Origin of the sequence: Bacteroides difficilis (genome assembly GCF_048319815.1) — a bacterium.
GTDB classification, from domain to species: domain Bacteria; phylum Bacteroidota; class Bacteroidia; order Bacteroidales; family Bacteroidaceae; genus Bacteroides; species Bacteroides zhangwenhongii.
Window position 1 is genome coordinate 632,471 of record NZ_CP182814.1, and the last position, 25,942, is coordinate 658,412.

Consider the following 25,942-nt stretch of genomic DNA (forward strand, 5'->3'; position numbering starts at 1 on the left):
AACGATAATTGTATGAAACTGGATAAATATATATTTTCAACCTTTATTGCCGCTACCACACTGCTTCTGAGCAGTTGCAGCGACTTTCTAGACCGTAGCCCGCAAGGACAGTTCACAGAAGATGACAATCCGAACGCACTAGTGAACGGTAAGATCTATAATGTATACACCATGATGCGTAGTTTCGACGTAACCTCCGGTACACCCGCCTTCGCCATCCATAGTTTCCGCTCCGAAGATGCGGAGAAAGGAAGTCTTGCCAGCGACGGTTCCGATGTGGCCGAAATGTACGACGACTTCATCTACACTCCTTCCAATGGTCAGTTAGGTGCTTATTGGGGCAAAAATTACGCCATCATCTATCAATGCAATGATATTCTCGACGCTATCGCCGAAAAGGAAACAACGGGACAGACGGAAAGCGAAGACATCATCAATAAAGGAGAAGCCTCCTTCTTCCGTGCTTATTGTTACTTCAATCTAGTAAGAGCCTTCGGTGAAGTGCCTTTGGTGACTTATAAAATCAACGACGCTTCGGAGGCCAATATTCCGAAAACGACTGCTGATAAGATATACGAGCAAATAGACCGCGACCTGAAAACAGCGGAAGAGTCATTGCCTGAAACATGGAGCTCCGATTATACAGGACGGCTGACTTGGGGAGCCGCACGTTCTTTACACGCGCGTACCTATATGATGCGTAACGATTGGGACAATATGTACACCGCCTCCACCGACGTAATCAAGAAAGGCCTTTATAACCTGAACACCCCGTACAATAAGATATTCACAGACGAAGGTGAAAACAACAGCGGTTCCATATTCGAACTGCAATGTACCGCTACTGCCGCCCTGCCGCAAAGCGATATTATCGGTAGCCAGTTCTGCGAAGTACAAGGTGTCCGTGGAGCCGATCAGTGGGATTTAGGCTGGGGATGGAACATGGCAACCGAACACATGGCGGAGGCATACGAACCGGGCGATCCGCGTAAGAATGCCACTCTACTTTATTTCCGCCATTCGGACAGCGACCCTATCACTCCGGAGAATACGAACGAGCCTTACGGTGAATCTCCTGTTTCTCCGGCGATAGGCGCCTACTTCAACAAGAAAGCATACACCGATCCGGCTTTGCGTAAAGAATATACCAATAAGGGCTTTTGGGTAAACATTCGTCTGATCCGTTATGCGGATGTATTATTGATGGGAGCCGAATCAGCCAACGAAAAAGGAATTCCGGGAGAAGCTATCGACTACCTGGAGCAAGTTCGTGCACGTGCCAGAGGTTCTAATGCCAATATACTGCCCAAAGTGACAACTACCGATCAAGGAGAGTTGCGCGAGGCCATCCGCCACGAACGCCGTGTGGAATTAGGAATGGAATTCGACCGTTTCTATGACCTTGTCCGTTGGGGGATTGCCAAAGATGTGTTGCATGCGGCAGGAAAATTAAATTACCAGGACAAGAACGCCTTGCTTCCACTTCCGCAAACGGAAATTGATAAGTCAAAAGGAGTATTGGTACAAAATCCGGATTATCTATAAATAAATATAATAACATGATATACAAAAAGTTAAGTTTACTCATCCTATTGTTTGCCACAGGTCTTCTGACGGTATCGGCACAAAAATCTCCACAAGATATGGATCGCTTCATCGACGTACTGATGAACAAAATGACTTTGGAAGAAAAAATTGGGCAGTTGAATCTTCCCGTCACCGGAGAGATTACCACCGGTCAAGCCAAAAGCAGTGATATTGCCGCCAAAATCAAAAAAGGCGAAGTGGGAGGACTGTTCAATCTAAAAGGAGTAGAGAAAATACGCGATGTACAGAAACAGGCAGTGGAAGGTTCCCGCTTGGGTATCCCATTGTTGTTCGGCATGGACGTTATTCATGGTTATGAAACCATGTTTCCCATCCCGCTCGGCCTATCCTGCACTTGGGATATGTCCGCTATTGAAGAATCCGCCCGTATTGCAGCTGTAGAAGCCAGTGCCGACGGCATTTCATGGACGTTTAGTCCGATGGTGGACGTCTCACGCGACCCTCGTTGGGGACGTGTATCCGAAGGTAGCGGTGAAGATCCGTTTTTGGGAGCCATGATTGCCGAAGCGATGGTACGCGGTTATCAAGGAAAGAATATGCAACGGAACGATGAAATCATGGCTTGTGTGAAACACTTTGCCTTATATGGCGCAGGAGAAGCCGGTCGTGATTATAACACCGTAGACATGAGCCGCCAGCGAATGTTCAACGACTATATGTTGCCTTACGAAGCTGCCGTCGAAGCAGGTGTAGGCAGTGTGATGGCGTCATTTAACGAAGTAGACGGAATACCCGCCACCGCCAATAAATGGCTGATGACCGATATTTTGCGCGGGCAATGGGGCTTCAACGGTTTTGTTGTAACTGACTACACGGGGATTTCTGAAATGGTCGATCACGGAATCGGTGACCTTCAGACAGTATCGGCACGTGCCATCAATGCCGGAGTCGATATGGATATGGTAAGCGAGGGCTTTGTGGGAACACTGAAAAAGTCCGTTCAAGAAGGTAAAGTTTCGATGGAGACACTGAATACAGCCTGCCGCCGTATTCTGGAAGCCAAATATAAACTCGGATTATTTGATAATCCTTATAAATATTGCGACCCGAAACGTCCGGCACGTGACATCTTTACCAAAGCCCACCGTGAAGCCGCCCGCAGGATTGCAGCAGAAAGCTTTGTCTTATTAAAGAACGACAGCCCCGACGGGAACCCTAACGGAAATCCGCTATTACCTTTCAATCCCAAAGGCAATATTGCCGTAATCGGTCCGCTCGCCAACAGTCGGACGAATATGCCCGGCACATGGAGTGTGGCTGCCGTGCTCGACCGCTCTCCTTCATTGGTGGAAGGTCTGAAAGAGATGACAGCAGGAAAAGCGAATATCATGTACGCCAAAGGGAGCAACCTGATCAGTGACGCCGCATACGAAGAACGGGCAACGATGTTCGGCCGTTCGTTGAACCGTGATGGCCGCACAGACCAACAGCTGTTGGACGAAGCGCTCAATGTAGCACGCCGTTCGGATATTATCATTGCCGCTTTAGGAGAATCTTCGGAAATGAGTGGCGAGAGCAGCAGCCGTACGGATCTGAACATCCCTGATGTACAACAGAACTTATTGAAGGAACTGTTAAAGACAGGAAAGCCTGTGGTACTGGTATTATTCACCGGCCGTCCGCTTACGTTGACTTGGGAACAGGAACATGTACCCGCTATTCTGAACGTGTGGTTCGGAGGCAGTGAGGCTGCATACGCCATTGGCGACGCACTCTTCGGTTATGTCAATCCGGGTGGTAAACTCACTATGACTTTCCCTAAGAATGTTGGACAGATTCCTCTTTATTACGCACATAAGAATACCGGACGCCCGTTGAAAGAAGGCAAATGGTTTGAGAAGTTCCGCAGTAATTATCTGGATGTGGACAATGATCCGCTTTACCCATTCGGCTACGGACTGTCCTACACTACCTTCTCTTACAGCGACATCGACCTGAGTCATTCATCAATGGACATGACCGGCTCACTGACCGCAGCAGTAGAAGTTACCAATACCGGCACATGGCCCGGCACAGAAGTGGTACAGCTCTACATCCGTGATCTCGTAGGCAGCAGTACCCGCCCTGTGAAAGAGCTGAAAGGTTTCCAGAAGATATTCCTGCAACCGGGTGAGATGAAGATTGTCCGTTTCAAGATTGCTCCAGAAATGCTGAGATATTATAACTATGACTTGCAACTGGTAGCCGAGCCAGGTGATTTTGAGGTGATGATCGGCACAAATAGCCGGGATGTAAAATCTGCAAAATTTACTTTAAACTAAAGCGAACTCATTATGAAAGATAAATATCGAAGAATGTCAGAAATGGGTGCATTGCCTCTCACACTTGTGTTTCTTGCGGCTATCATCCTGACTTTCGGAAATTGCAAAAACAAGGGTAACCAATCGGATGCATCCGCTGCCGACACACTGACAGATGATGCCTTAATGGACACTGTCCAACGGAGAACTTTCCTTTATTTCTGGGAAGGTGCGGAACCGAATAGCGGCCTGGCTCCCGAACGTTACCATGTAGACGGAGTATATCCCCAAAATGACTCCAATGTAGTCACGTCCGGTGGCAGCGGTTTTGGTATCATGGCTATCCTTGCGGGGATAGATCGTGGCTATGTCACCCGCGAAGAGGGATTGGCCCGGATGGAACGTATCGTTTCCTTCCTTGAGAAAGCCGACCGTTTTCACGGCGCATACCCTCATTGGTGGTATGGTGACACCGGAAAAGTAAAGCCTTTCGGTCAAAAGGACAATGGAGGCGACCTGGTGGAAACCGCTTTCCTCATTCAAGGTCTCCTTGCCGTACACCAATATTATGTAAACGGAAATGAGAAAGAAAAAGCGATCGCCCAACGCATCGACCGTATCTGGCGCGACGTAGACTGGGACTGGTATCGGAAAGGCGGGCAAAATGTGCTCTACTGGCATTGGAGTCCGACGTACGGCTGGGAAATGGATTTCCCCGTACATGGCTATAACGAATGTATGATTATGTATATCCTTGCCGCTGCTTCGCCCACGCATGGAGTACCTGCCGCCGTTTATCATGACGGATGGGCACAGAACGGCGCCATCGTTTCTCCGCATAAGGTAGAAGGAATCGAACTGCATCTCCGCTATCAGGGAACGGAAGCCGGACCGCTCTTTTGGGCTCAGTACTCTTTTCTGGGACTCGATCCCGTAGGACTAAAAGATGAGTATTGTCCCAGTTATTTCCACGAAATGCGCAATCTGACATTGGTTAACCGGGCTTATTGCATCCGCAACCCCAAACATTACAAAGGGTTCGGGGCAGACTGCTGGGGACTGACAGCCAGTTATTCCGTAGACGGATATGCCGCTCATTCTCCCAACGAGCAGGACGATAAAGGCGTCATTTCTCCTACCGCCGCACTGTCATCCATCGTATATACTCCGGAATATTCGATGCAAGTGATGCGTCATCTCTATAATATGGGAGATAAGGTATTCGGTCCCTTCGGGTTCTACGACGCTTTCAGCGAAACGGACAACTGGTATCCGAAACGTTACCTCGCTATCGATCAAGGTCCTATCGCAGTCATGATCGAGAACTACCGGACAGGATTGCTTTGGAAACTCTTCATGAGCCATCCTGACGTACAAGCAGGACTCACCAAGCTCGGTTTCAACACCAACAAGCAGGATGTGAGACAACAATAAAAAGGAATTACGGTTGGCGGGAGCGGGCTATTGAGCCCCTCCCCCACCGGTATTTCCATTTCCACCTCCTCCACCTTTGACATCGTTGTTGTCAATGCTTCGGGCAGCTTTCTTCACGCTCGCCTTCAGTTCTCCAATCCGATAGCTGATACTGAATCCATAATACCGGCTCGGATATTTACTGGAGCTTTTCGACATAAAGTTTTGTCCCTCAGTATGATTATTGTATGTCCTGTATTTCTCCACAAAGTTGTTACAATAGACATTCAATGACAAACGGTCTTCTTTCAAGAAAGAACGGCTCAATCCTAAACCATAGTAATTATAACCCGAACCTTTTCCTTGCAGACTAATATACGGTGTGCTCCCTCCTCCATTCAGGCTCAGACGGATTTTCCAAGGCAAAGTATGCTGTATTCCTCCATAAGCGGAACCGCTCCACCCATAATTATGCAAATTCTGTGAAGGACTTCGCAAATCCCTGTAGTTTCCACGCCCGTTAATATAGATCCGCGTCTTGGGAGAAGCATTCCAGTTCACATAAAAGCTCAAACCGGTTTCCCTACTCTTCCCGATATTATCATAAGTACTGTACAGAGCACCTTGAGGAGCTTTATGGTCTCCATCAAAGATTTCTCCATTCGGGTCGGTTACCAAATGGCTGACCCTTTCGATACCATTATTATTGAAAGAATGGCGCAACGAAAGGTTGACATTGAATTTCGCCGTGAAATTGCTATAAGACAAATCGAACGAATGGCTTTTCTCACTCTTCAAGTTCGGATTACCCTGATTAATAAACATCGGATTCTGATTGTCAAAGTAAGGATTCAAGTTCCAGATTCCCGGTCGCCAAATACGCATATTATATCCTCCACGCAGATTCTGCGTCTTTCCAAGCTTGATACCTAACGAAACGGAAGGTACCAGATCGCTGAAATTCGTATTGAAATCCTCTCCCTGACCTACAATATACTTCACCCGTTGCACGGTCTGTTCATAGCGAAGTCCCGGTTTGAAAGTAAGCCCCTTATATTTCAGCGTATATCCGGCATAAGCCGAAATAATATGGTTCAGATGTCGATACTCGCTACTACGATCCTCAGTATATACATAATTTTCTCTTCCTCCTTCGGCTTCATAAAACTTGTTGTCACTGGAATTACGGCGGAAAATATACTTGGCACCCGTTTCAATCGTATGCAATTTCCCAATCGGAGTTGTGAAGTCCACTTGGAAAGTCTGTTCCATCGTATTCGTTTTTCCATCCGAATGGAAGTTCTTTAACAGGAGATTATCTATGATTTCCTGCCTGTCCGCCTCCGGTTCGATGTCCAAGTAAGTGTTATATGAATCATTTGTTTGAGGCTGTGAGTTTATTTTATAAGAGAGGGTAATCATCCGTTCCTTATTCTTCTTCGAGGTACGTTGGTAATCTACATTACCATTGATGGAATACCAAGAGCCTTTTCCATGATTATTCGTATTATACCGATAGGCAAAACTCTGATGGTCGGCTCCATACATGATGGTACTTCCATCACTATTACTCTTATTATTACTGCCGTACATTCCGAAAGCCACCGTCAGCAGCCGTAACGTATCTATCTCGTAACTAGCCTCCAGATTTCCATATTGAAAGTTCCCTTTCGACTTGGAGCTGCTTCCCGATTCCAGATACTTCTCTTTGTCCGATTCATAATTTTCCCGGTAACTGTCGGAATAGCTACGCGGACTGCTGTTATAATTATAGTTGTAATTGGCGGAGAGGGTCAGTTTTCCTTGTTTTATCATGGCATAGCTACCCGCACCCACCCCGTTATTATTGGCATTTCCTCTAAAAGTAGCCGTATATCCTTCAAATCCGCTACCCACCGTAACAATATTCAGAATACCTCCGATCCCCTCCGCATCATATTTAGCACCCGGTGAAGTAATGACCTCAATATACTTGATTGTATTTGCCGGCATACTTTTCAACACCTCTTTCGGATTGTTGCTCATCATATTGTTAGGTTTCCCATTCACGTGTATCTTGAAACTGCTGCTACCGTTTACCTGCACATTATCCTCTCCGTCCACCGTTACCAGAGGAACTTTCCGAAGCATTTCCAATATACTGTTCGATTTTGAATCCGGATCATCTTCAATGTTGTATTCAATCTTATCCACATCCACTTTAACCAAAGGCTTTTGTGCGACGATTTCCACACCTTTCAACACATTGTTAGCCTCCGAAGAGTATAAAGTCCCCAAGTCAACCACCCTCACCGACGGTTTTAAAGCAAATTCTTTCACGATAGGAGATTTGCCAATAGAGGAAATCGTAATAACATACTCACCCGAAGCCACATTCAGTTTTTCCTGAAAGTGTCCGTTCGCTCCGGTCACCGCCATTTTCACGGCCTTATTCGGAGCATTCTTCTTTGTAATCCTGATTGTTGCATACGGTTCTCCTTCCTGAGTTAAGGAATCCAATAGTATCCCTTTAACAGTAAAAGAAAGAGGAGCGGATTTCTGGGCCCATCCCAACGCAGATGTAACGAACATGAATAGTAATAGTAGCAATAGTCTGTGTTTCATGACTAGAATTATTTAGTTTTTTATTAATCTTCCCTTTACTGTTTATTTGTTTTAAAGCCTCTTCCGGAGTACCGTCCACCTTAAATTCAAAAACAGAAATGGCATCTTGCATTTTAATTCCGTCTTATCTACATAGACGTTATTATTATTGCGTAACTGCTCAAAGTTTTGTATTCCTATCGGATATATTCTAAAAGTATTATCCATGTCTGTCTTTATTAAAGTGAATCACAGGCAAATATAGGTATTTACAGACAGACCGCAAGCGATAATCTTAGGAAAAAGAAAAATAACATTGCCACTTTCCGAACGCAAACTATTCTTTCTATAAGTTCAAAACATAAATACATCTGCCATCCTACACCATCTACAACTTATTTCACTGAACAACAACAAATTAAGCAGGTGTAGGATACAGGTGACAGATGGTGTAGGATATACGTATCTGTCACCTCATACGACTATACGATTCGCCCCATACGACTACACGATTCGGCTAAAACGACTATACGTTTCACCCTAAACATACGGCATAGAGTGGCGTTTCATCAGCGTGAAACAATATGTTCGCCAGCGTGAAACAAAGTGTTCACCACCGTGAAACAAAGTGTTTTAAGCAATTAAAACACTTTGAACAAACTTCATTTTAATTTCTTCCCTATTGAAATACCATATTGTAAAGCAGTAACCCTCCCTTAACCCAATTGTAATAGAAAAATAATGCCATAAAGCTTTGGTTATTACGCGAAATGGAATATCTTTGTTTTCTAATTATTTAGCACATAGCAGATGATAACCAATAATTCACAAGAAATATTAACTATTTATTCAAAACGCTAATGAAAAATCTAAATTTCCTCAAGCTGTTCCTTGCAACAATATTTGTGACGACTACAGCACTTTTTGCAGGTTGCGTTGACGATAACGACGACACTGAAGCTCCACGTTTGGAGATTTCTCCGAAGACATTAGTATTTAATGATGAAGGATCCCCTGTAGACGGGAGTCAAGATTATTTTGAAATCTCGGCAAACCGCAAATGGACAGCAACCGTTGTAGATGACAAGACTTGGGTCACTCTTTCAAAGATGGAAGGAAATGGTTCAGATAAAGTCCAAGTCAGTATTCCGGAAGGCATTACAGATGAAGCCACGGTAATGATTCAAATATCTAATAAGGTAGGAGTTTTATTGACAGAGAAAGTCACGATTAGAAGTGGAAACGTAGTTCCCAAAGTCGTTATTTACAATGAGACGTTTGGAACTATGGATGCCTCTAGTAACCCTGCTGTGACAAATTATGTAGGCTGGGATACAACGGGAGAAGGTGCAACAAATGTTACATACACAGGAGAGGGAACTACAATTCGCAATACAGGTAAAAGTAGTGCAGAAGCTTCTTACGAAGGCTCTGGACCAAACGTTGTATTCTTCTCACAAACAGGTGTATTCCAAATTAACAAAATAGCTCTTAATGCAGAACAAACAACTCTCAAACTCACATTTGGTGGCAATTATTCATATAAACCAGAGGGAGCTACTGAATGGGATAATACCTTTAACACAAACCAGTTTAATGTAGCATTAAGTTCTAATGGGACGGAATGGGTTCCAATCTCCTATACGAAGAACGATGGAGATTCAAAAGAGCCATTCTGGATTTTTGCAACAGCTGATTTTACCTTAAAACATGGTATCAACAATATATACATCAAATTTACTGCCTCATCAGTAGGTAATGCATTCCGTCTTGACGATGTGACATTATCAACAGGCAATGGCGGACAAGAAATTGATTTAGGAACTACCGATCCAACAGTATCAACAACGGAAGCTAGCCAAATAAACGGCACATCTGCCACTCTCGGAGGTTCACTAGTCAATATGGATATTGCTTCTACAACAGAGGTTGGCGTTGAATATATAGAATATACAGGAGAAGTTGCTAGTATTAACTGGGATAATGCAACAAAAGCAGCAGCTACAGAGAAAGTAACTCCATGGAAAGTAATGATTACAGGTTTAACAGCCGACAAGCAATATGCAGTTCGTGCATATGCAACAACGGCTACAGGAAAAATTTATGGTTCTATCATAACATTCATTGCCACAGCTCCCGAGCCTATTAGCATCGCAGATTTAGTTACTAAAATAAAGGCAACTACAACGGAAACTCTAATAGATAAGGACTATGTAATTCAAGGTATTATTTGTGGTGATCCACAAAGCAAAAACTGTTCATTCGGAACATTGTATTTGATGACTAAGGGAGCTACCACAGCTGGCAATGCAGTAACTGTTTATAACACAGATATCGCTTCGGAAACCTATTCTCTTGGTGATGAGATAAAAGTTATACTACGCAAAGAAAATACAAAAATGCAAGTGTATAATAGTTCTCCACAAGTAAGCGGTTTCGATCCAGCTGAAATTGAGAAGATATCTTCAAATAATGAAGTAATTCCTGTAGAAACAACAGTAGACCAGCTACTAGACTTCGTCTGTATGCCTGTAACTATAAAAAATGTAACGATCGAACAAGCCGGAACCTGGAAACAGGAAGAGAACAAATACGTAACACATAAATTCAAAGTTAGTGGAGCTGATCTGACTGTATATATAAATAAAGGAGCAGAAATCTTCAAGGATAAACCTTTTGCAGCTAAGACCGGTTCCATTACAGGTATTGCTGCAGCTTATAAAACTGATGCACAAATCTTGCCACGAAATTTGGATGATGTAAAGGACTTTGAGATTACAGGACCTACAATTATTTCTGTTACTCCAACACAAGTAAACTTTCCTGCAACAGGTGGAGAAGAGACAGTTACTGTCGAAATAAGTAATCAAGGAAGCAGTACCCTGCAAGTAGCTCCATTGAGTGGTATCTTATCCGCAGAAATAGGTACAGGAAATACTGTAAAAGTAAAAGCAGAAGCTAATACCGGAAGTGAGGTCAAACAGGATTTAGTGATCTCATTGAGTACGGGAGGTTCAATAACAGTTCCTATAAAGGTAGCAGGAGGCAATGAAGAAGCCAAAGATTATTCATCAATCACTCCATTTATATTTGGTAATGGAGAGAACAAGGGAAATACTTACGGAGAAAAAGTTAAAATAGAAGGGATTGAATATGATTGTATCAAGTTAGGCAAAAGTAAGAACTGTGGTGTATTCAAATCCGGTACATTAAATGTTACGGGCAATTATCAACTATCCTTCTACGCAGGCGCTTGGAAGGAGAAAAAGGCGACAATATATTTAAAAGTAGAGGGAGGTGGTGAGATATCTGGAAGCAACAATGCTGAATTAACAGCTAATACTGGCATTTCAGACTCATCACCCTATACAGTCACATTTGCCGATACTGATCATTACACATTTAATCTAACAGGATTAACAGCTACCTCCACAATCATAATCTCTACAAGCCCCAATTTCAGTACTACTGATACGGCCAACCCACGAGCTCTGTTATGTGGATTCCAATTAAAACAATAGATAAAAACATCTTGAAATGATTCTTGGTCATAATTTCCTCCAAGAATCATTTCTATAGTAATTTATATATATGATATCAACCTCCAAATACTACGCAGCAGCAATAAAGTCCGCATTACTTGCGGTGCTGATACTGTGCACCTACTCATGTAGTAACAATGATTCAGAGCCAACCGGTGATGGAGAAGCACATTGGAAAATATCTTCAACTGTGAAATCCGTATCCGGTTCATCGGCCATCATCTTGTCGGGAGAACCCGGCACGAGATGGTATGCAGAACTGACAGAAGGAGCAGAATGGTGCTCTTTCAGCAGCAAAGACTTTGCCAATGCAAAGACCAAAAATGGACAGCTTGCAGATGGTCTTAACGTACTATATGTATATTATAAAGCCAACACAGGGAAATTACAACGCCATGCACAACTAACTCTGCGCTATGCCGAAAACCCTGAGAAGACTTTTGATTTAATTCAACTAGCCGAATCAGAAGAACTCTTACCCGCATTCAATATATGGGCTGAACTTCCTGCAAAAGTAGACAACAGTAATTATCAATACGTCACTCATTACGGACTTTTGAATAACAAAACACTCCGCAATTATTCCATCTGTTTTGATAAAACTAAAAAAGCAGCTTTATGGGTAGCCTATCCGATACACGATGTATATACTACAAAGAATATCCCCGATCGTACAAACCGTTGGGCTTTCGACCCTACTATTCCAATAAGTGCCCAAGCCAATTGCGTGGAATATTCTTACAAAGGAAGCTACGATCGTGGTCACCAAGTCGCATCGGCCGACCGTGTATGTACAGACGAAATGAATGCCCAAACGTTCTATATGTCGAACATGACTCCGCAAGCCAGTTCTTTAAACGGAGCAATGTGGGGAACATTAGAAAGTAGAGTACGCACAAACAGTTGTAGTGATACATTATATGTAGTCACCGGAGCTTATTTCGAAAATGACAATACAACCACTTTTGATGGTGCAGGCAACCTCGTACCCATTCCTACACATTATTTCAAAGTTCTGCTCCGTACCATAAACGGAAAAACGGGAAAGAAAATTGAAGATTGTGCACCTGAAGAATTAAAATCCATTGGGTTCTGGGTAGAACATAAAGCATATAGTGGCGGTATCCCGACTGAAATTTGTAAAAGCGTTAAAGAAATAGAGACTAAAACAGGTTTCACATTCTTCCCCAAAGTAGCAGCTTCGGTAAAAGAGCAAAATGCACCGAGAGACTGGGGTATAAACTAAAATACTGATTTATGAAGAAACATTTATTTTTTACCATATCCTTTGTTTTGCTACTTACTGTCTGTTTCGGACAGAAACCATACAAAGTGGTATTTTATAATCTCGAAAACTTCTTCGACACAATAAATGACCCAGAAGTGAGAGATGATGAATTCACACCTGATGGACCGAAGAAATGGAATACAGCCAAGTACAACAAGAAGCTCAGTAATATCGAACGGGTCTTGTTCGGTATTGCCGCCATTGACAAAGAGTACCCGATTGTTATCGGTGTTTCCGAAGTGGAGAACCGAAATGTACTGGAAGACATTGTAGCAACATCCAAGCTGGCACCGGGTAACTACCGAATTTCGCACTTCGATTCACCGGAAGCTCGTGGAGTAGATGTAGCTTTCCTTTATCGTCCGGACGTATTCAAGCTCGAAGGACAGTATCCGGTAAAAACGGTCATACCTTCGTTGCCCGATTTTAAAACCCGTGATATCCTGACAATGTGGGGAACGATTGAAAACGAACCTTTCTTCTTCATGGTAGCCCATTGGCCATCACGCTTGGGGGGAAAAGAAGCGTCTGAATTTAAACGTATTGCTGTAGGAAACCAGATGCGTAGTATCGCCGACTCTGTATTAAGAGCCAATCCCGCTACCAAGGTGGTAATGATGGGTGACTTTAACGATGATCCTACCGACAAGAGTATAACGGAAGGACTCGGAGCGAAACTTAAAATGAAAGAGTTGTCGGCAGAAGATTTATACAATCCATTCGCAGATATGCTAAAGGCCGGCTATGGAACACTCGCTTACGGCGACGCATGGAATATCTTCGACAACATCGTAGTATCTGAAAATCTAGCCAAAGGATCGGCCGGAAAGCTTAAGTTGCAGAAAGCTCCCGGTTCAAAGTTCTATGGCAATATTTTCAAACAACATTATATGATACAAAAAGAAGGGCAATACAAAGGCTATCCGCTACGTACATACGTAGGAAATAACTTTCAAGGCGGATTCAGCGACCATTTCCCCGTATACATCTATATAAGCAAATAAAAACTAAAATACTTATGAGAATAAAAAGTTTTTTAATCATGCTATTGTCTTTGGTTTCCCTGACTGCCTTTGCGCAGGAAGGTGGAGTCAAAGGTAAAGTCGTATCACGTGCCACACGTGCCGCCATTAGCGATGTCAAAGTAACTTTGACTCCAGGCAATATTACGACAACAACCGATGAAAAAGGTTATTTCGAATTTGACAAGCTGAATAAAGGAGAATATTCTCTTGCTTTTGAAGCTACAGAATATGAGCCTTTGAGTATCGCTGTCCGCATAGACAAGATGATGAGGGATATAAACAACGTGGTGATGGTTCCCGACAACCTGAGCCCCACTGTGGACGACGCTATCTTTGCTGAGTTTGATACAGAGACATTGGATGACACACAGTCGTTGCCATCTTCCTTGTCAGCTTCTAAAGATGTCTTCAATAACATTGCTTCCTATAAGTTCAGCGAAATGCGTTTCAATCTTCGTGGATATGATTCAAGATATTCAGATGTATATATGAATGGCATACAGCTCAACGATGCACTAACCGGCTATTCTCCGTGGTCATTATGGAGCGGACTGAATGATGCTACCCGTAATCAGGAAGTAACTTCGGGATTAAACATGGGAGAAATAGGTATTGGTAGTATCAGTGGTACGACTAATATAAACACGCGTCCTTCCCAAATGCGTAAAGGATTCCGTGCCAGCCTGGTCAACGGTAACTCGACTTATCGTTTCCGCGGAATGGTAACCTACGCTTCAGGGCCGCAGGACAATGGGTGGTCTTATGCTCTGTCTGTTTCAACACGTCAGGGAGGAAATTCTTACGTACACGGAGTATATTATAACGCATTCGGCTATTTTGCTGCCATAGAAAAACAATTCAATGAACAGCATCGTCTCGCACTAACTGTATTGGGAGCTCCGACAGAAAGAGGAACACAACAAGCCTCAACTCAGGAAGCGTATGATTTAGTAGGCAATAATTACTACAATCCGAACTGGGGATGGCAAAGCGGTAAACGGCGAAACGCACGTGTACGCAATTATCACGAACCGATCGCCATGCTCAACTACACCTTCGACATCAATGACCGTTCACAATTAAATGTCGCTACTTCTGTGCGATTCGGACAGAACGGCTACTCCGCACTTACTTGGTACGCTGGTCCCGACCCACGCCCCGACTATTATAGATATCTGCCCAGTTATTCCGACGGAACGACTTATGGTGCCTGGCTGGACGAAGCATGGCGTGCTAATACTGATAATATCCGCCATATCAACTGGGGACAATTGTACGACATCAACCGTAACCAAGAAGAGAACGCAACTTACGGTCCGGGACGACGTTCCATCAATATGATTGAAGAACGCCATACCGATCAGTTAGACTGGAATCTCTATACTCAGTTCTCGCATACGTTCCGCAATTATTCCAAAATCAACGGAGGAGTAAATCTACGTCGTAACCGAACGGAATATTATAGCGAAGTAAAAGACTTGTTGGGAGGTGATTATTGGGTAGACGTAGATAAGTTTGCCGAACGAGATATGGGTGGTCTAAATCCTATCCCTTATCAGAATGATATGGAGTATTACGAAAAATATGGTCATGCACGTGCCGCCAAAGAAGGAGACAAATACGGATATGACTATTATGGAAACGTATTAAACGCCAAAGCATGGATACAATATGGAATGAACTTCGGTAATCTGGGGATCAATCTTGGCGGTGAGATAGGAAGTGCTTCTTTATGGAGACACGGATTATGGAAAAAGGGACTATTCCCCGATAATTCTTTGGGTGACTCGGAGAAACTTAATTACCTTACCTATAAAGCCAAAGCTAATTTCAGCTATAAGTTCTCGGCAGCCCACTCCATCGAAGCTAACATTATGTATATGCAAGATGCACCGGCATTCCAGTCTGCATTTGTTTCTCCCCGTACACGTAACTCTGTAACTCCGGGACTCTCAGCAGAAAAAGTGTTTGGAGTGGATGGTTCTTATAATCTCCGATTGGGTGAACTTAGAGCTCGTGTATCCGGATATTACACAAAGTTTATGGATCAGAATAAGGTTCTTTCCTACTATGATGACGTAGAAGCGACTTTCTCCAATTTCGCAATGAGCGGTATTGATAAGCGTCACTTTGGTGTGGAAATAGCTGCATCGATTCCTCTTGATGCCGGATTCTATCTGAATGGTGCTCTTAGCTGGGGACAATATACATACGACTCTAATCCTAACTATGTTCAAATACAGGATAATAGTGGTGAGATTAAAAATGAAGGTAAGGTATATTGGAAAAACTTCCGTGTAGAAAGCACTCCACAGAAAGCAATGAATATCGGTTTGTCGTATCGCGGTCGCAAAAACATCTACGCTTCCCTGGATTTAAACTATTACAGCAATATGTATATATCCATGAGCCCGTTATATCGTACGGATGCGGTACTTACTCCCGGTATGGATAAAGAGGATATAGCCAACCTCCGCAGCCAGGAAAAATTCAATTCTGCTTATGTGATGAATGCCAGCATCGGTAAGAACTGGTTTATCAAACGCCAGTATACACTCGGATTTAATCTGGAATTGAAAAATATCCTCAATGATCAGGATATCAAGACAGGTGGCTACGAACAAGTTCGTTTGTTGAAAAACAAAGATACAAGCGAGCAAACTTACCAACCGTTTGATTCCAAATATTTCTATATGTTCGGATCAACGTATTACCTGAATCTTTATTTCCGATTCTAATTTGTAACGAATAAAAATGAGAACAATGAACAGATTATTAAAGATATGTATGGTTGTAGCTGTCGTATTCAGTTTTACCGGCTGCTACAATGATTTTGATGATCCTGCACCAGCCAAGGTATGGACAGATGCGGATTTTAGCAGTGAGCAGATTATCACTATCAAGCAGTTGAAAGACATGTTTTATGCCAAATATGCCCCTTCATCAACAGCCGGATTGGGAAAATACGTCGAAATCACAGAAGACTATGTTATTCGCGGCAAAGTCATATCAAGTGACCAGGCTGGTAATGTTTATAAGTCATTGTATATTTATGACGAGACTTCTCAGTCAGGTATCGAACTAAAATTAATGGTTAGCAACTACGTATATTATCATATCGGGCAAACCATTTATGTGAAAACTAAAGGAATGGCGCTCGGAAACTATCGTTATATGTTGAGTCTCGGTGCAATGCCTACCGCAGCCGATATTGAAAAGAAATACGCAAACCGTAACCTTGAAAATCAGTTATTAGTAAACGAACATATTTGTCCGGGAGCTATGGGAGAACTGACAGACGATGACATTCTAGTGATTACTCCGGAGAATTACCAGACAGCCCTCAATGACGATGCTCTTGGACGCTTAGTACGTTTCGAAAGGCTAACTTATAAGGAAGGGACATCCGGAAATAACTTCTATCCTTCTTATCTGGAAGCTATTTATGAGAATGGCAGCTCGGAAGCTACATATAAGAGCAAGTCTTATTCAGCCGAAGGCCTTACGCCAACTTATGCTTACAGTTACAATAACCAACGTTATTACGGCTCCGCATGGTTCTCCTATGGTGGAACAACAACCGAAGACAAAGGCAATTATATCGTACGCGTAAGCGGCTACTCTAACTTTGCCTTACAACCATTACCGGAGGCCGGCAAGACAGGGAACATAACCGCTATTTATACGAAATACTCTTCTAGTTCCGGTAGTTACATTACCTACCAACTACTGGTAAACAGCTTCGACGATATCGACTTCTAATCCAAATAAGTATTAACAAAAAAGAGTCCGAACCCCTGATGAATGGTTCGGACTCTTTTTATAATAGAAATTCTCAAAATAAGGAAAACATCAGGCTACTTTTTCATTGCGAAATACAGACAACCCATACAGTATTCCTAATTATTCATTTAAATAATCTCTATCCCCTTCTCCTTGCAAAGTTTCAAACCAAGATCTTTCAGTCTGAATTTCTGAATCTTGCCACTGCCCGTCATCGGGAATTCATCCACAAAGAAGATATATTTGGGGATTTTATAACGAGAGATTTTATTTCTGCAGAAGTCACGCACATCTTCTTCCTGCATTGTCACACCTTCTTTCAGAATGATAAATGCACCGACAGCCTCTCCGTATTTCTTTGACGGAACACCGGCTACCTGCACATCTTTCACTCCATCAAGTTTATAAAGAAACTCTTCGATTTCACGTGGATAAATGTTCTCTCCACCACGAATAATCATATCCTTGATACGCCCGGTAATCCGATAATTTCCATCTTCATCCTTAATGCCCAAGTCGCCCGAATGAAGGAAATTATTCTCATCAATGACTTCCGCCGTAGCTTCCGGATTCTTATAATATCCCTTCATGGTGTTATATCCACGATTACACATCTCACCCTGTACACCAACCGGACATTCCTCACCTGTCTCCGGATCAATCACCTTCACTTCCGTAAACTCAAAATCACGCCCTACCGTATTACAGCGCACATCAAATGAATCATCTATACGGGTAGCCGTCATACCGGGAGCCGCTTCCGTCAATCCATATACACTGGTCACCTTCATATACATCTTTTCTTCTACCTGCTTCATCAATTCGACAGGACACAACGAACCCGCCATAATACCGGTACGAAGACAGGACATATCAAAGAGGTCAAACATCGGGTGATGTAGTTCGGCAATAAACATAGTAGGTACTCCATAAAGAGCCGTACAGCGTTCCTTGTGAATGGAAGCCAGTACAACCAACGGATCGAAACGCTCCACCATCACTTGCGTACAACCATGAGTCAGACAGTTCATGGTAGCCAGCACAACTCCGAAACAATGGAACAACGGCACACAACAACAAAGCTTGTCATTTGCCGTGAACTTCATGTGTTCACCGGTCAGGAATCCGTTATTTGCAATATTATAATGTGTCAACATCACTCCTTTCGGGAATCCGGTAGTACCTGACGTATATTGCATATTGACCACATCGTGGCAGTCAACCTTGCTTTTGAGCTCATTCAAACGGTCATCTTCCACATTCTCTCCCAACAAAAGAATCTCCGCCGTATTATACATTCCGCGATGTTTCTCCTGACCGACATATACTACATTCTTCATATACGGAAAGCGCTCGCTCTTCAAATGACCACGTTCGCAAGTCTTCAATTCCGGAAGCATGGTATAAGTCATCTGTACGAAGTCGCTATCCTTCTCGCCATTTACAATACAAAGGGTATGCATATCCGAGTTCTGGCAAAGATATTCCAACTCGGATTGCTTATAGTTCGTATTTACCGTAACATATACCGCACCGATTTTGGCACAAGCATAAAGCAACGTCAGCCAATCCGGAACATTAGCCGCCCAAATGCCGACATGGGTTCCCCGTTCCACGCCGATAGAAATAAGTCCTTTCGCCATATCATCCACACGGTGATTGAACTGGCTCCAGGTGAAACGGAGATTGCGGTCGGAATATACGATATATTCCTTATCAGGGGTCTCTTCAGCCCAGTGTTCCAGCCACTGGCCCAAAGTACGATCAAATAATTGCATGTAGTTAGTGATTAATTGATTAGTAATTAATGATTAACCGTATTTCGCTAAATCGGAGTGTAAATCACTGCCAGAATCTTAGCGGCCTGCCCCTCGTAAGCATGCACATGATGAGGAACAATGGAATCGTAATAAATGCTATCTCCCTCTTCCAGCAGATAGGTATTTTTACCATAACTGATTTCCATGATACCTTCCATCACCATAATAAACTCCTCTCCCTCATGAGAAGACAGCACAAAGTCGGTATCCTCAGTCGGCATTACGTCGATAATAAACGGCTCCATGTGGCGATCCGCTTTCGACTTCGACAGAGAATGATATTCCATGTGCTTGCGGGAATGAATCGCATTATTAGAGAAACTAATCGCATCTTTAGCTTCTTTCTTACGGCATACCACCGGACCGACTTCATCTTGGTCGTCAAGGAAAGTACCCAAACGCACTCCCAGCACGCGCGCAATCTTAATTAGCGGTGCAAGAGAAGGAATATCGATATTATTCTCGATACGTTCAATCTGTTCAATGGCCAGACCGGAACGTTGCGCCAGTTCTTCTATGGTTATTGTTTTATCTTCTCGCAGAGCTTTAATTTTTTCGCCGACAATTTTACTTGTATCCATATTGAAAGCATTTTAGTTATCAAAGGTGATAATTTATAATAATTAAACTGCAAAAATAGCAAATTCTTTAGATGGACACAATTATAAGTGAGAAAATATGCTCATCAGCCCAAAAGAAGAAATAAAAAAGCCGTTCCCCCTAACAAGGAACGGCTTTTCAATCTTTTCGCAGCAAGTAAATTACTTACGCAAACCGAGTTCTTTAACGATTGCACGATATCTTTCGATATCTTTTGCTTTCAGATAGTCAAGCAAACGACGACGTTTACCTACCAACATTGTCAAAGCTCTCTCTGTACTATAATCTTTTCTGTTGAGCTTCATGTGCTCAGTCAGATGAGAAATACGGTAGGAAAACAAAGCTATCTGCGCCTCAGATGAGCCAGTATCAGTGTTAGACTTTCCGTACTTTCCGAAGATTTCTTGCTTTTTAGCAGCGTCTAAATACATAACTTTTAGAATTTTAATATAGTAAATTATTCTTTTGAGCGTGCAAAGATAGGTATTATCTTTATATCCCACAACGTTTTACAAGAAAAAATTGCTATCATTGCACATATTTCTAATCCTATTTTCGTACCTTTGCAGCCAAATAATAGGTATTATATGCAAAATATTCGAAACATTGCAATCATTGCCCATGTAGACCATGGGAAAACAACGCTGGTTGACAAGATGCTATTGGCGGGAAACTTGTTCCGCAACAACCAAAATAGTGGTGAACTTATACTGGACAACAACGATCTGGAACGTGAACGTGGTATAACGATTCTTTCTAAGAACGTTTCCATCAACTACAACGGTACCAAAATTAATATTATTGACACTCCGGGACATAGTGACTTCGGCGGTGAAGTAGAACGTGTGTTGAATATGGCCGATGGCTGTATTCTGTTGGTAGACGCCTTTGAAGGTCCCATGCCTCAAACCCGTTTCGTACTGCAAAAAGCATTGGAAATCGGTTTGAAACCCATTGTCGTAGTCAATAAGGTGGATAAGCCGAATTGTCGTCCGGAAGAGGTTTACGAAATGGTATTCGACTTGATGTTCAGTCTTAATGCGACGGAAGACCAGTTGGATTTCCCCGTTATCTACGGTTCTGCCAAAAACAACTGGATGAGTACCGACTGGCAAAAGCCAACCGATACAATAACTCCTCTGCTGGATTGTATCGTTGAAAACATTCCGGCTCCACAACAGTTGGAAGGTACTCCGCAGATGTTGATTACTTCTTTGGATTATTCTTCCTATACCGGCCGTATTGCCGTAGGCCGTGTACATCGCGGTACTTTAAAAGAAGGTATGAACGTAACGCTTGTAAAACGCAACGGCGATATGTTCAAGACTAAAATTAAGGAGCTTCATGTTTTCGAAGGTCTGGGCCGTGTGAAAACGACAGAAGTCTCATCGGGAGATATTTGCGCATTGGTAGGCATCGATGGATTTGAGATCGGAGATACTGTTTGCGACTTCGAAAACCCGGAAGCTTTGCCGCCAATCGCCATTGATGAACCGACCATGAGTATGCTGTTCACCATTAACGATTCTCCGTTCTTCGGCAAAGACGGTAAGTTTGTGACTTCACGTCATATCCACGATCGCCTGATGAAAGAGTTAGATAAAAACTTGGCTCTTCGCGTAAAGAAAAGTGAGGAAGATGGTAAATGGATCGTTTCCGGACGTGGTGTACTTCACCTTTCCGTACTGATCGAGACGATGCGCCGCGAGGGATATGAACTCCAAGTGGGACAGCCGCAAGTTATTTTCAAAGAGATTGACGGTGTCAAATGTGAACCGATTGAAGAATTGACTATCAACGTACCGGAAGAGTATTCAAGCAAGATCATTGATATGGTGACACGCCGTAAGGGGGAGATGGTCAAGATGGAAAATACCGGCGAACGTATCAATCTTGAGTTTGACATGCCCTCACGCGGTATTATCGGCTTACGAACGAATGTATTGACTGCTTCTGCCGGTGAAGCGATTATGGCTCACCGTTTCAAAGAATATCAGCCATTCAAAGGAGAAATAGAACGCCGTACCAACGGTTCCATGATCGCTATGGAAAGCGGAACAGCTTTTGCTTATGCAATCGACAAATTGCAGGATCGCGGCAAGTTCTTCATATTCCCGCAAGACGAAGTGTATGCCGGACAAGTGGTAGGCGAACATTCTCACGACAATGACTTGGTTATCAACGTTACCAAATCGAAGAAGTTGACGAATATGCGTGCTTCCGGTTCCGATGAAAAGGCACGTTTGATTCCTCCCGTTCAATTCTCTCTTGAAGAAGCGTTGGAATATATCAAGGAAGATGAGTATGTAGAAGTTACTCCGAAAGCAATGCGTATGCGTAAAGTAATTCTAGACGAGATAGAACGCAAACGCGCAAATAAGAGCTAATCAGTCTTACAATACTGCATAATAAAATAGAAATCCCGGTGAAATCTTTTATGACTCCACCGGGATTTTATTTTTTTCTTGCATTTACAAAGTTAATACAACAGCAGGCCTATCACACCTGCCAAACAAATCAACAGAATAGGATGAAGATTCCATTTCCATGTAACTCCAAAAGCTACCGCAAAAATAGCTATACTCTTATAATCCATAAAGTTCTCCTTATTCATCATAAGTAATGCGGCTGAAGCGATCAATGCAACCGACATTGGCAATAGTCCGGACATAGCAGCCTTAATATACTTATTATCCTTGCATTTTACAAAGAAATAGGAAATGAGTAACACCAGTATAAATGACGGCAAACAAACTGCCACAGTAGCTACCACTGCGCCCCAAACACTTTGCGTCACTGCGTAACCAACGTATGTAGCACTATTTATACCAATCGGTCCCGGAGTCATCTGCGAAATCGCCACTACATCCGTAAACTGCTGGGGAGTCAGCCAGTGGTGCAAGTCTACAATCTCATGCTGGATGAGAGACAACATTGCATATCCGCCTCCAAAACCGAACGTACCTATTTTAAGATACACCCAAAGCAACTGTAAATATATCATACCCGTTTATCTACTATTTTCTCTTTCAACCATAAAGTATATACCAATCCTCCTATAATTCCGGCCAATACAATATAAACCGGTGATAGTCCGAACTGCCAGATCAGGACAGTAGCTATGGCAGGAGCAATCAACTGGAAATATTTCAGTTTCAACGCCCTTACCGCAGAAATGCAAGGGAACAGAATCAATGCCACGACTGCGGGTCGTATTCCGTTAAATATACGAATCATTACTTCATTATCCTGAAAACGGGCAAAGAACATTGCTATCAACATCATGATTACGAAAGATGGAAGAATCGTAGCCAATGCACACACCAAACTTCCTCCAACCTTATATAGTTTATATCCTACAAATATGCTTATATTCACTGCAAACACGCCGGGAAGGGACTGTGTCAAAGCAAACATCTCCATAAATTCTTCTTTGCTCATCCATTGTTTTGCCACAATCTCCCGTTCAATCAACGGAATCATCGCATAACCACCCCCAATAGTAAACATCCCAATCTTCGCAAATGTCACAAACAACTTCAGGTATTCCAACATCATTCCTACTGCTTTCCTATTATGCTAAGTTTAGTTTCGAATCAATCCTTTAGCCACATTATATTTTATCTGATAACTTTGCCCTTTTATGGTTTTAAAGGACAACATTTTATCCCCATACTTTATCACACAATTTCCTCCCGCACCGGAACGGAGCGTGGCTTCTTTCAACTGATTATTCTCCCATATCATATCAACCTCAAAATTTCCTTTTGCACAGATACCACTGACAGAACCGTCTTTCCAGGCATTCGGCAAAGCCGGTAATAACTGGATAAAGCCCATGTGACTTTGAAGCAGCATTTCAGTAACTCCTGCTGTACCTCCGAAATTTCCGTCAATCTGGAAAGGCGGATGTGTATCCCATAGATTATCCATCGTTCCATTTTTCAGCAAATTACCAAACAATGTATAGGCATGATTGCCATCCTGCAAACGTGCCCATTGATTTAACTTCCACCCCATACTCCAACCGGTAGCCCCGTCTCCCCGATGTAACAAGACGACTTTAGCGGCTGTCGCAAGTTCAGGAGTGGTGACCGGAGATACTGTATGTCCCGGATGCAGCCCAAACAAATGATTCACATGACGGTGTTCATCCTTCGGGTCGTCAATATCCGTCGACCATTCCATCAGCTGACCATAACGCCCTATTTTATAGGGGACAAGCTTAGATAATACATCGTTCCACTGCTTACGTTTCTTTTTATCAACACCCAACACTTTACTGGCCTCAATGGCATCCAATAATATTTCACGGACCACAGCATGGACAAAAGTAGCCCCTTGGTCAACAGGACCATGCTCGGGAGAAGTAGAAGGCGCCGCCGTATAAGTACCGTCCGGCTTATGCCATAAATAATCAACCGCAAAATCCGCACTACTCTTGATCAGTTCATATCCCGTCTCTTTCAAAAAATTCAAATCCCTTGTATAATCATAATATTCCCAGATATGAGTAGCCAACCAAGGTCCTGCCATCGGGTTGAAGTTCCAAGACATATCCTGACTTTCCAATGGCGTAGTGAAACCGAATATATTGCTGGAAATAGATGCCGTCCAACCTCGTGCACCGAAATAAGATTGTGCAGTTTTTTCTCCCGGTTTCACCAAAGTACGGATAAAATCGACCAAAGGCAACATACATTCGCTCAGATTAGTGGGGCAGGCAGGCCAGTAGTTCATCTGAACATTAATGTTATTATGATAATCTACACGCCAGGGACCATCCACATCATTATGCCAGATACCTTGCAAGTTAGCCGGCATATTACCAGCACGAGAACTGGCAATCAACAGATAACGTCCAAACTGATAATACAGCTCTTCCAAATAATAATCCGGTTGTCCGTTCCGGTAATTTTTCAAACGTTGCGGAGTCGGTATATCAGATGTCTTTACAGTGGGATTCAGATTCAACCGGACTCGATTAAAAAGAGCGGCATAATCGCTATAATGTTGCTGGAACAAGGCGGTATATCCTTGCATCACCGCATTACTTATCCACTGGCAGGTTGTCTCAGCCGGATCGACACCGACATAAGTCTTAGGGTCCTTAAAATCCGGATTGAAGTTCATCTTGTAATCAGTATCCGCCGTAACATAAAACACGACCTCGTCAGCCCCCTTTACGGTCAACCTGCAACCCGCATTCGATAAAGTCCCGCCTTTTGTCTCCGCCTGAATACGGACTACATATTTCATACCATTATTATTCAAAGAGGCGGAAAAGACCAATCCTTTATCCCCGTCACCGGACAGACTCCCTTGAGATATCGAGTTAGGCGCATAGCTAAAGACAAGATTCTGCATCCCTGCTCGGTCTGCACTAAAACGCATCACCATTACATTGGCAGGATAAGAAATGAAATAACTACGTTGATAAGCCACATTGTTCTTCTTGAACTGCACGACGGCCAATGCCGAATCCAACGAAAGAATACGCTTATAATCACTTATTCCCAACGTATCAAGTCCGGTTTCCACATAAAATTCACCCATGATGGTAAAATTGCCGAAACGGAACGGCTTCTCTCGGTTCGCCTCATAAGGTACTTCACTATTGAAGTTCTGACGTGTCAGCATTTCCGCCTTCTGCTGGTCCCCTTCCGTAAACGCCTTACGTATCTCATCCAAAACATGAGCGGATTGTTTATTAACATTCCAATAATACTCCGCTCCTTTCGCCGTATTAGGACCACCCCGCCAAAGCGTCTTTTCATTGAAAGTGATACGTTCGGTGTCCACTGACCCTATAATGTTAGCACCCAGACTACCATTTCCAATGGGCAATGACTGCGATTCCCAAGCAGTGTGTTCTTCCATCACATTCGGAGTATCAAACCAGATTGAAAGCCCTTTGGTATACTCTGTTTCGCCCGCAAAAATACCAGAGACTAGAAATAAAGAATTGATAAACAAGAAACAGAACTTTTTCATGATTGTCGCATTATTATTCAAGGATTAATCAAATACCTATATACTT

The 25,942-nt window shown here is 43.0% G+C and carries 16 protein-coding genes and 2 pseudogenes; 9 read left to right on the top strand and 9 right to left on the bottom strand.

Annotation, left to right across the window (positions count from 1 at the left end; all coding sequences use genetic code 11):
* The first annotated feature begins 12 nt into the window (after positions 1 to 12).
* Genes ACNOGP_RS02395 through ACNOGP_RS02405 form a run of 3 tightly spaced genes read left to right on the top strand, consistent with a single transcriptional unit; the run spans position 13 to position 5,282 of the window.
* Positions 13 to 1,545 carry a RagB/SusD family nutrient uptake outer membrane protein gene (locus ACNOGP_RS02395; RefSeq protein WP_143865099.1) on the top strand — a complete coding sequence of 511 codons (1,533 nt, stop codon included), beginning with the start codon at positions 13 to 15 and terminating at the stop codon, positions 1,543 to 1,545.
* Between the two features lie 14 nt (positions 1,546 to 1,559).
* The gene (bglX, locus tag ACNOGP_RS02400) at positions 1,560 to 3,869 is read left to right on the top strand and encodes a beta-glucosidase BglX (RefSeq protein WP_195474816.1); all 2,310 of its coding nucleotides are present in this window, start codon (positions 1,560 to 1,562) and stop codon (positions 3,867 to 3,869) included.
* A 42-nt stretch (positions 3,870 to 3,911) separates the two neighbouring features.
* Positions 3,912 to 5,282, top strand: coding sequence for a glucoamylase family protein (locus tag ACNOGP_RS02405; RefSeq protein WP_288214202.1), 1,371 nt, complete (start codon positions 3,912 to 3,914; stop codon positions 5,280 to 5,282).
* A gap of 27 nt (positions 5,283 to 5,309) precedes the next feature.
* Here the strand turns inward: ACNOGP_RS02405 and ACNOGP_RS02410 are convergent, their stop codons facing one another.
* The 3 genes and pseudogenes from ACNOGP_RS02410 to ACNOGP_RS02420 all read right to left on the bottom strand — a co-directional run.
* Entirely contained in the window at positions 5,310 to 7,865 is a 2,556-nt protein-coding gene (locus ACNOGP_RS02410; RefSeq protein WP_418213994.1) for a TonB-dependent receptor domain-containing protein, read from the bottom strand.
* Positions 7,771 to 7,983, bottom strand: a pseudogene (locus ACNOGP_RS02415) (hypothetical protein); the annotation flags it as partial. The pseudogene ACNOGP_RS02415 and the gene ACNOGP_RS02410, both read right to left, overlap by 95 nt.
* Positions 7,980 to 8,072: pseudogene (locus ACNOGP_RS02420) on the bottom strand (AAA family ATPase); the annotation flags it as partial. The pseudogenes ACNOGP_RS02415 and ACNOGP_RS02420, both read right to left, overlap by 4 nt.
* A gap of 632 nt (positions 8,073 to 8,704) precedes the next feature.
* Between ACNOGP_RS02420 and ACNOGP_RS02425 the strand changes: the two are divergent.
* From ACNOGP_RS02425 to ACNOGP_RS02445, 5 genes are all read left to right on the top strand, one after another.
* On the top strand, positions 8,705 to 11,365 hold the full coding sequence (locus ACNOGP_RS02425) for a DUF5689 domain-containing protein (RefSeq protein ID WP_186966429.1): 2,661 nt from the start codon (positions 8,705 to 8,707) through the stop codon (positions 11,363 to 11,365).
* A gap of 70 nt (positions 11,366 to 11,435) precedes the next feature.
* A complete protein-coding gene (locus ACNOGP_RS02430) occupies positions 11,436 to 12,632 on the top strand; it encodes a DNA/RNA non-specific endonuclease (protein ID WP_186966428.1) in 1,197 nt (398 codons plus the stop codon).
* Between the two features lie 11 nt (positions 12,633 to 12,643).
* Complete coding sequence (locus tag ACNOGP_RS02435) at positions 12,644 to 13,678, top strand: endonuclease/exonuclease/phosphatase family protein (protein ID WP_186966427.1); 1,035 nt, start codon at positions 12,644 to 12,646, stop codon at positions 13,676 to 13,678.
* Between the two features lie 14 nt (positions 13,679 to 13,692).
* Positions 13,693 to 16,437: a carboxypeptidase-like regulatory domain-containing protein gene (locus ACNOGP_RS02440; protein ID WP_186966426.1), complete on the top strand. Its 2,745-nt coding sequence runs from the start codon at positions 13,693 to 13,695 to the stop codon at positions 16,435 to 16,437.
* Between the two features lie 25 nt (positions 16,438 to 16,462).
* Positions 16,463 to 17,461, top strand: coding sequence for a DUF5689 domain-containing protein (locus ACNOGP_RS02445; protein WP_195630679.1), 999 nt, complete (start codon positions 16,463 to 16,465; stop codon positions 17,459 to 17,461).
* Between the two features lie 149 nt (positions 17,462 to 17,610).
* Here ACNOGP_RS02445 and ACNOGP_RS02450 read toward each other — a convergent pair whose 3' ends face one another.
* The 3 genes from ACNOGP_RS02450 to rpsO form a co-directional block, all read right to left on the bottom strand.
* A complete protein-coding gene (locus tag ACNOGP_RS02450) occupies positions 17,611 to 19,260 on the bottom strand; it encodes an AMP-binding protein (protein ID WP_143865108.1) in 1,650 nt (549 codons plus the stop codon).
* 47 nt (positions 19,261 to 19,307) lie between these two features.
* Positions 19,308 to 19,883, bottom strand: a complete 576-nt coding sequence (locus ACNOGP_RS02455) for a helix-turn-helix domain-containing protein (RefSeq protein ID WP_007755644.1) — start codon at positions 19,881 to 19,883, stop codon at positions 19,308 to 19,310.
* A gap of 180 nt (positions 19,884 to 20,063) precedes the next feature.
* A complete protein-coding gene (gene rpsO / locus ACNOGP_RS02460; RefSeq protein WP_007763600.1) occupies positions 20,064 to 20,333 on the bottom strand; it encodes a 30S ribosomal protein S15 in 270 nt (89 codons plus the stop codon).
* Positions 20,334 to 20,489: 156 nt separating this feature from the next.
* Here rpsO and typA point away from each other — a divergent pair, with 156 nt between their 5' ends.
* Complete coding sequence (gene typA, locus ACNOGP_RS02465) at positions 20,490 to 22,289, top strand: translational GTPase TypA (RefSeq protein ID WP_007755649.1); 1,800 nt, start codon at positions 20,490 to 20,492, stop codon at positions 22,287 to 22,289.
* A gap of 92 nt (positions 22,290 to 22,381) precedes the next feature.
* On the opposite strand, the gene ACNOGP_RS02470 is transcribed toward typA, so the two are convergent.
* From ACNOGP_RS02470 to ACNOGP_RS02480, 3 genes are read right to left on the bottom strand one after another with little or no spacing between them, the layout of a single operon-like run.
* Positions 22,382 to 22,906, bottom strand: a complete 525-nt coding sequence (locus ACNOGP_RS02470; protein WP_418213995.1) for a chromate transporter — start codon at positions 22,904 to 22,906, stop codon at positions 22,382 to 22,384.
* The gene (locus ACNOGP_RS02475) at positions 22,903 to 23,460 is read right to left on the bottom strand and encodes a chromate transporter (protein WP_186966422.1); all 558 of its coding nucleotides are present in this window, start codon (positions 23,458 to 23,460) and stop codon (positions 22,903 to 22,905) included. Before ACNOGP_RS02475 ends, ACNOGP_RS02470 begins: the two co-directional genes overlap by 4 nt.
* 27 nt (positions 23,461 to 23,487) lie before the next feature.
* Complete coding sequence (locus ACNOGP_RS02480) at positions 23,488 to 25,896, bottom strand: glycosyl hydrolase family 95 catalytic domain-containing protein (protein ID WP_418213996.1); 2,409 nt, start codon at positions 25,894 to 25,896, stop codon at positions 23,488 to 23,490.
* Between the last annotated feature and the right edge of the window lie 46 nt (positions 25,897 to 25,942).

Coding starts and splice junctions, on each gene's coding strand:
- ACNOGP_RS02395 (WP_143865099.1), top strand. CDS start 13: ATGAAACTGGATAAATATATATTTTCAACCTTTATTGCCGCTACCACA.
- bglX (WP_195474816.1), top strand. CDS start 1,560: ATGATATACAAAAAGTTAAGTTTACTCATCCTATTGTTTGCCACAGGT.
- ACNOGP_RS02405 (WP_288214202.1), top strand. CDS start 3,912: ATGGGTGCATTGCCTCTCACACTTGTGTTTCTTGCGGCTATCATCCTG.
- ACNOGP_RS02410 (WP_418213994.1), bottom strand. CDS start 7,865: ATGAAACACAGACTATTGCTACTATTACTATTCATGTTCGTTACATCT.
- ACNOGP_RS02425 (WP_186966429.1), top strand. CDS start 8,705: ATGAAAAATCTAAATTTCCTCAAGCTGTTCCTTGCAACAATATTTGTG.
- ACNOGP_RS02430 (WP_186966428.1), top strand. CDS start 11,436: ATGATATCAACCTCCAAATACTACGCAGCAGCAATAAAGTCCGCATTA.
- ACNOGP_RS02435 (WP_186966427.1), top strand. CDS start 12,644: ATGAAGAAACATTTATTTTTTACCATATCCTTTGTTTTGCTACTTACT.
- ACNOGP_RS02440 (WP_186966426.1), top strand. CDS start 13,693: ATGAGAATAAAAAGTTTTTTAATCATGCTATTGTCTTTGGTTTCCCTG.
- ACNOGP_RS02445 (WP_195630679.1), top strand. CDS start 16,463: ATGAACAGATTATTAAAGATATGTATGGTTGTAGCTGTCGTATTCAGT.
- ACNOGP_RS02450 (WP_143865108.1), bottom strand. CDS start 19,260: ATGCAATTATTTGATCGTACTTTGGGCCAGTGGCTGGAACACTGGGCT.
- ACNOGP_RS02455 (WP_007755644.1), bottom strand. CDS start 19,883: ATGGATACAAGTAAAATTGTCGGCGAAAAAATTAAAGCTCTGCGAGAA.
- rpsO (WP_007763600.1), bottom strand. CDS start 20,333: ATGTATTTAGACGCTGCTAAAAAGCAAGAAATCTTCGGAAAGTACGGA.
- typA (WP_007755649.1), top strand. CDS start 20,490: ATGCAAAATATTCGAAACATTGCAATCATTGCCCATGTAGACCATGGG.
- ACNOGP_RS02470 (WP_418213995.1), bottom strand. CDS start 22,906: ATGATATATTTACAGTTGCTTTGGGTGTATCTTAAAATAGGTACGTTC.
- ACNOGP_RS02475 (WP_186966422.1), bottom strand. CDS start 23,460: ATGATGTTGGAATACCTGAAGTTGTTTGTGACATTTGCGAAGATTGGG.
- ACNOGP_RS02480 (WP_418213996.1), bottom strand. CDS start 25,896: ATGAAAAAGTTCTGTTTCTTGTTTATCAATTCTTTATTTCTAGTCTCT.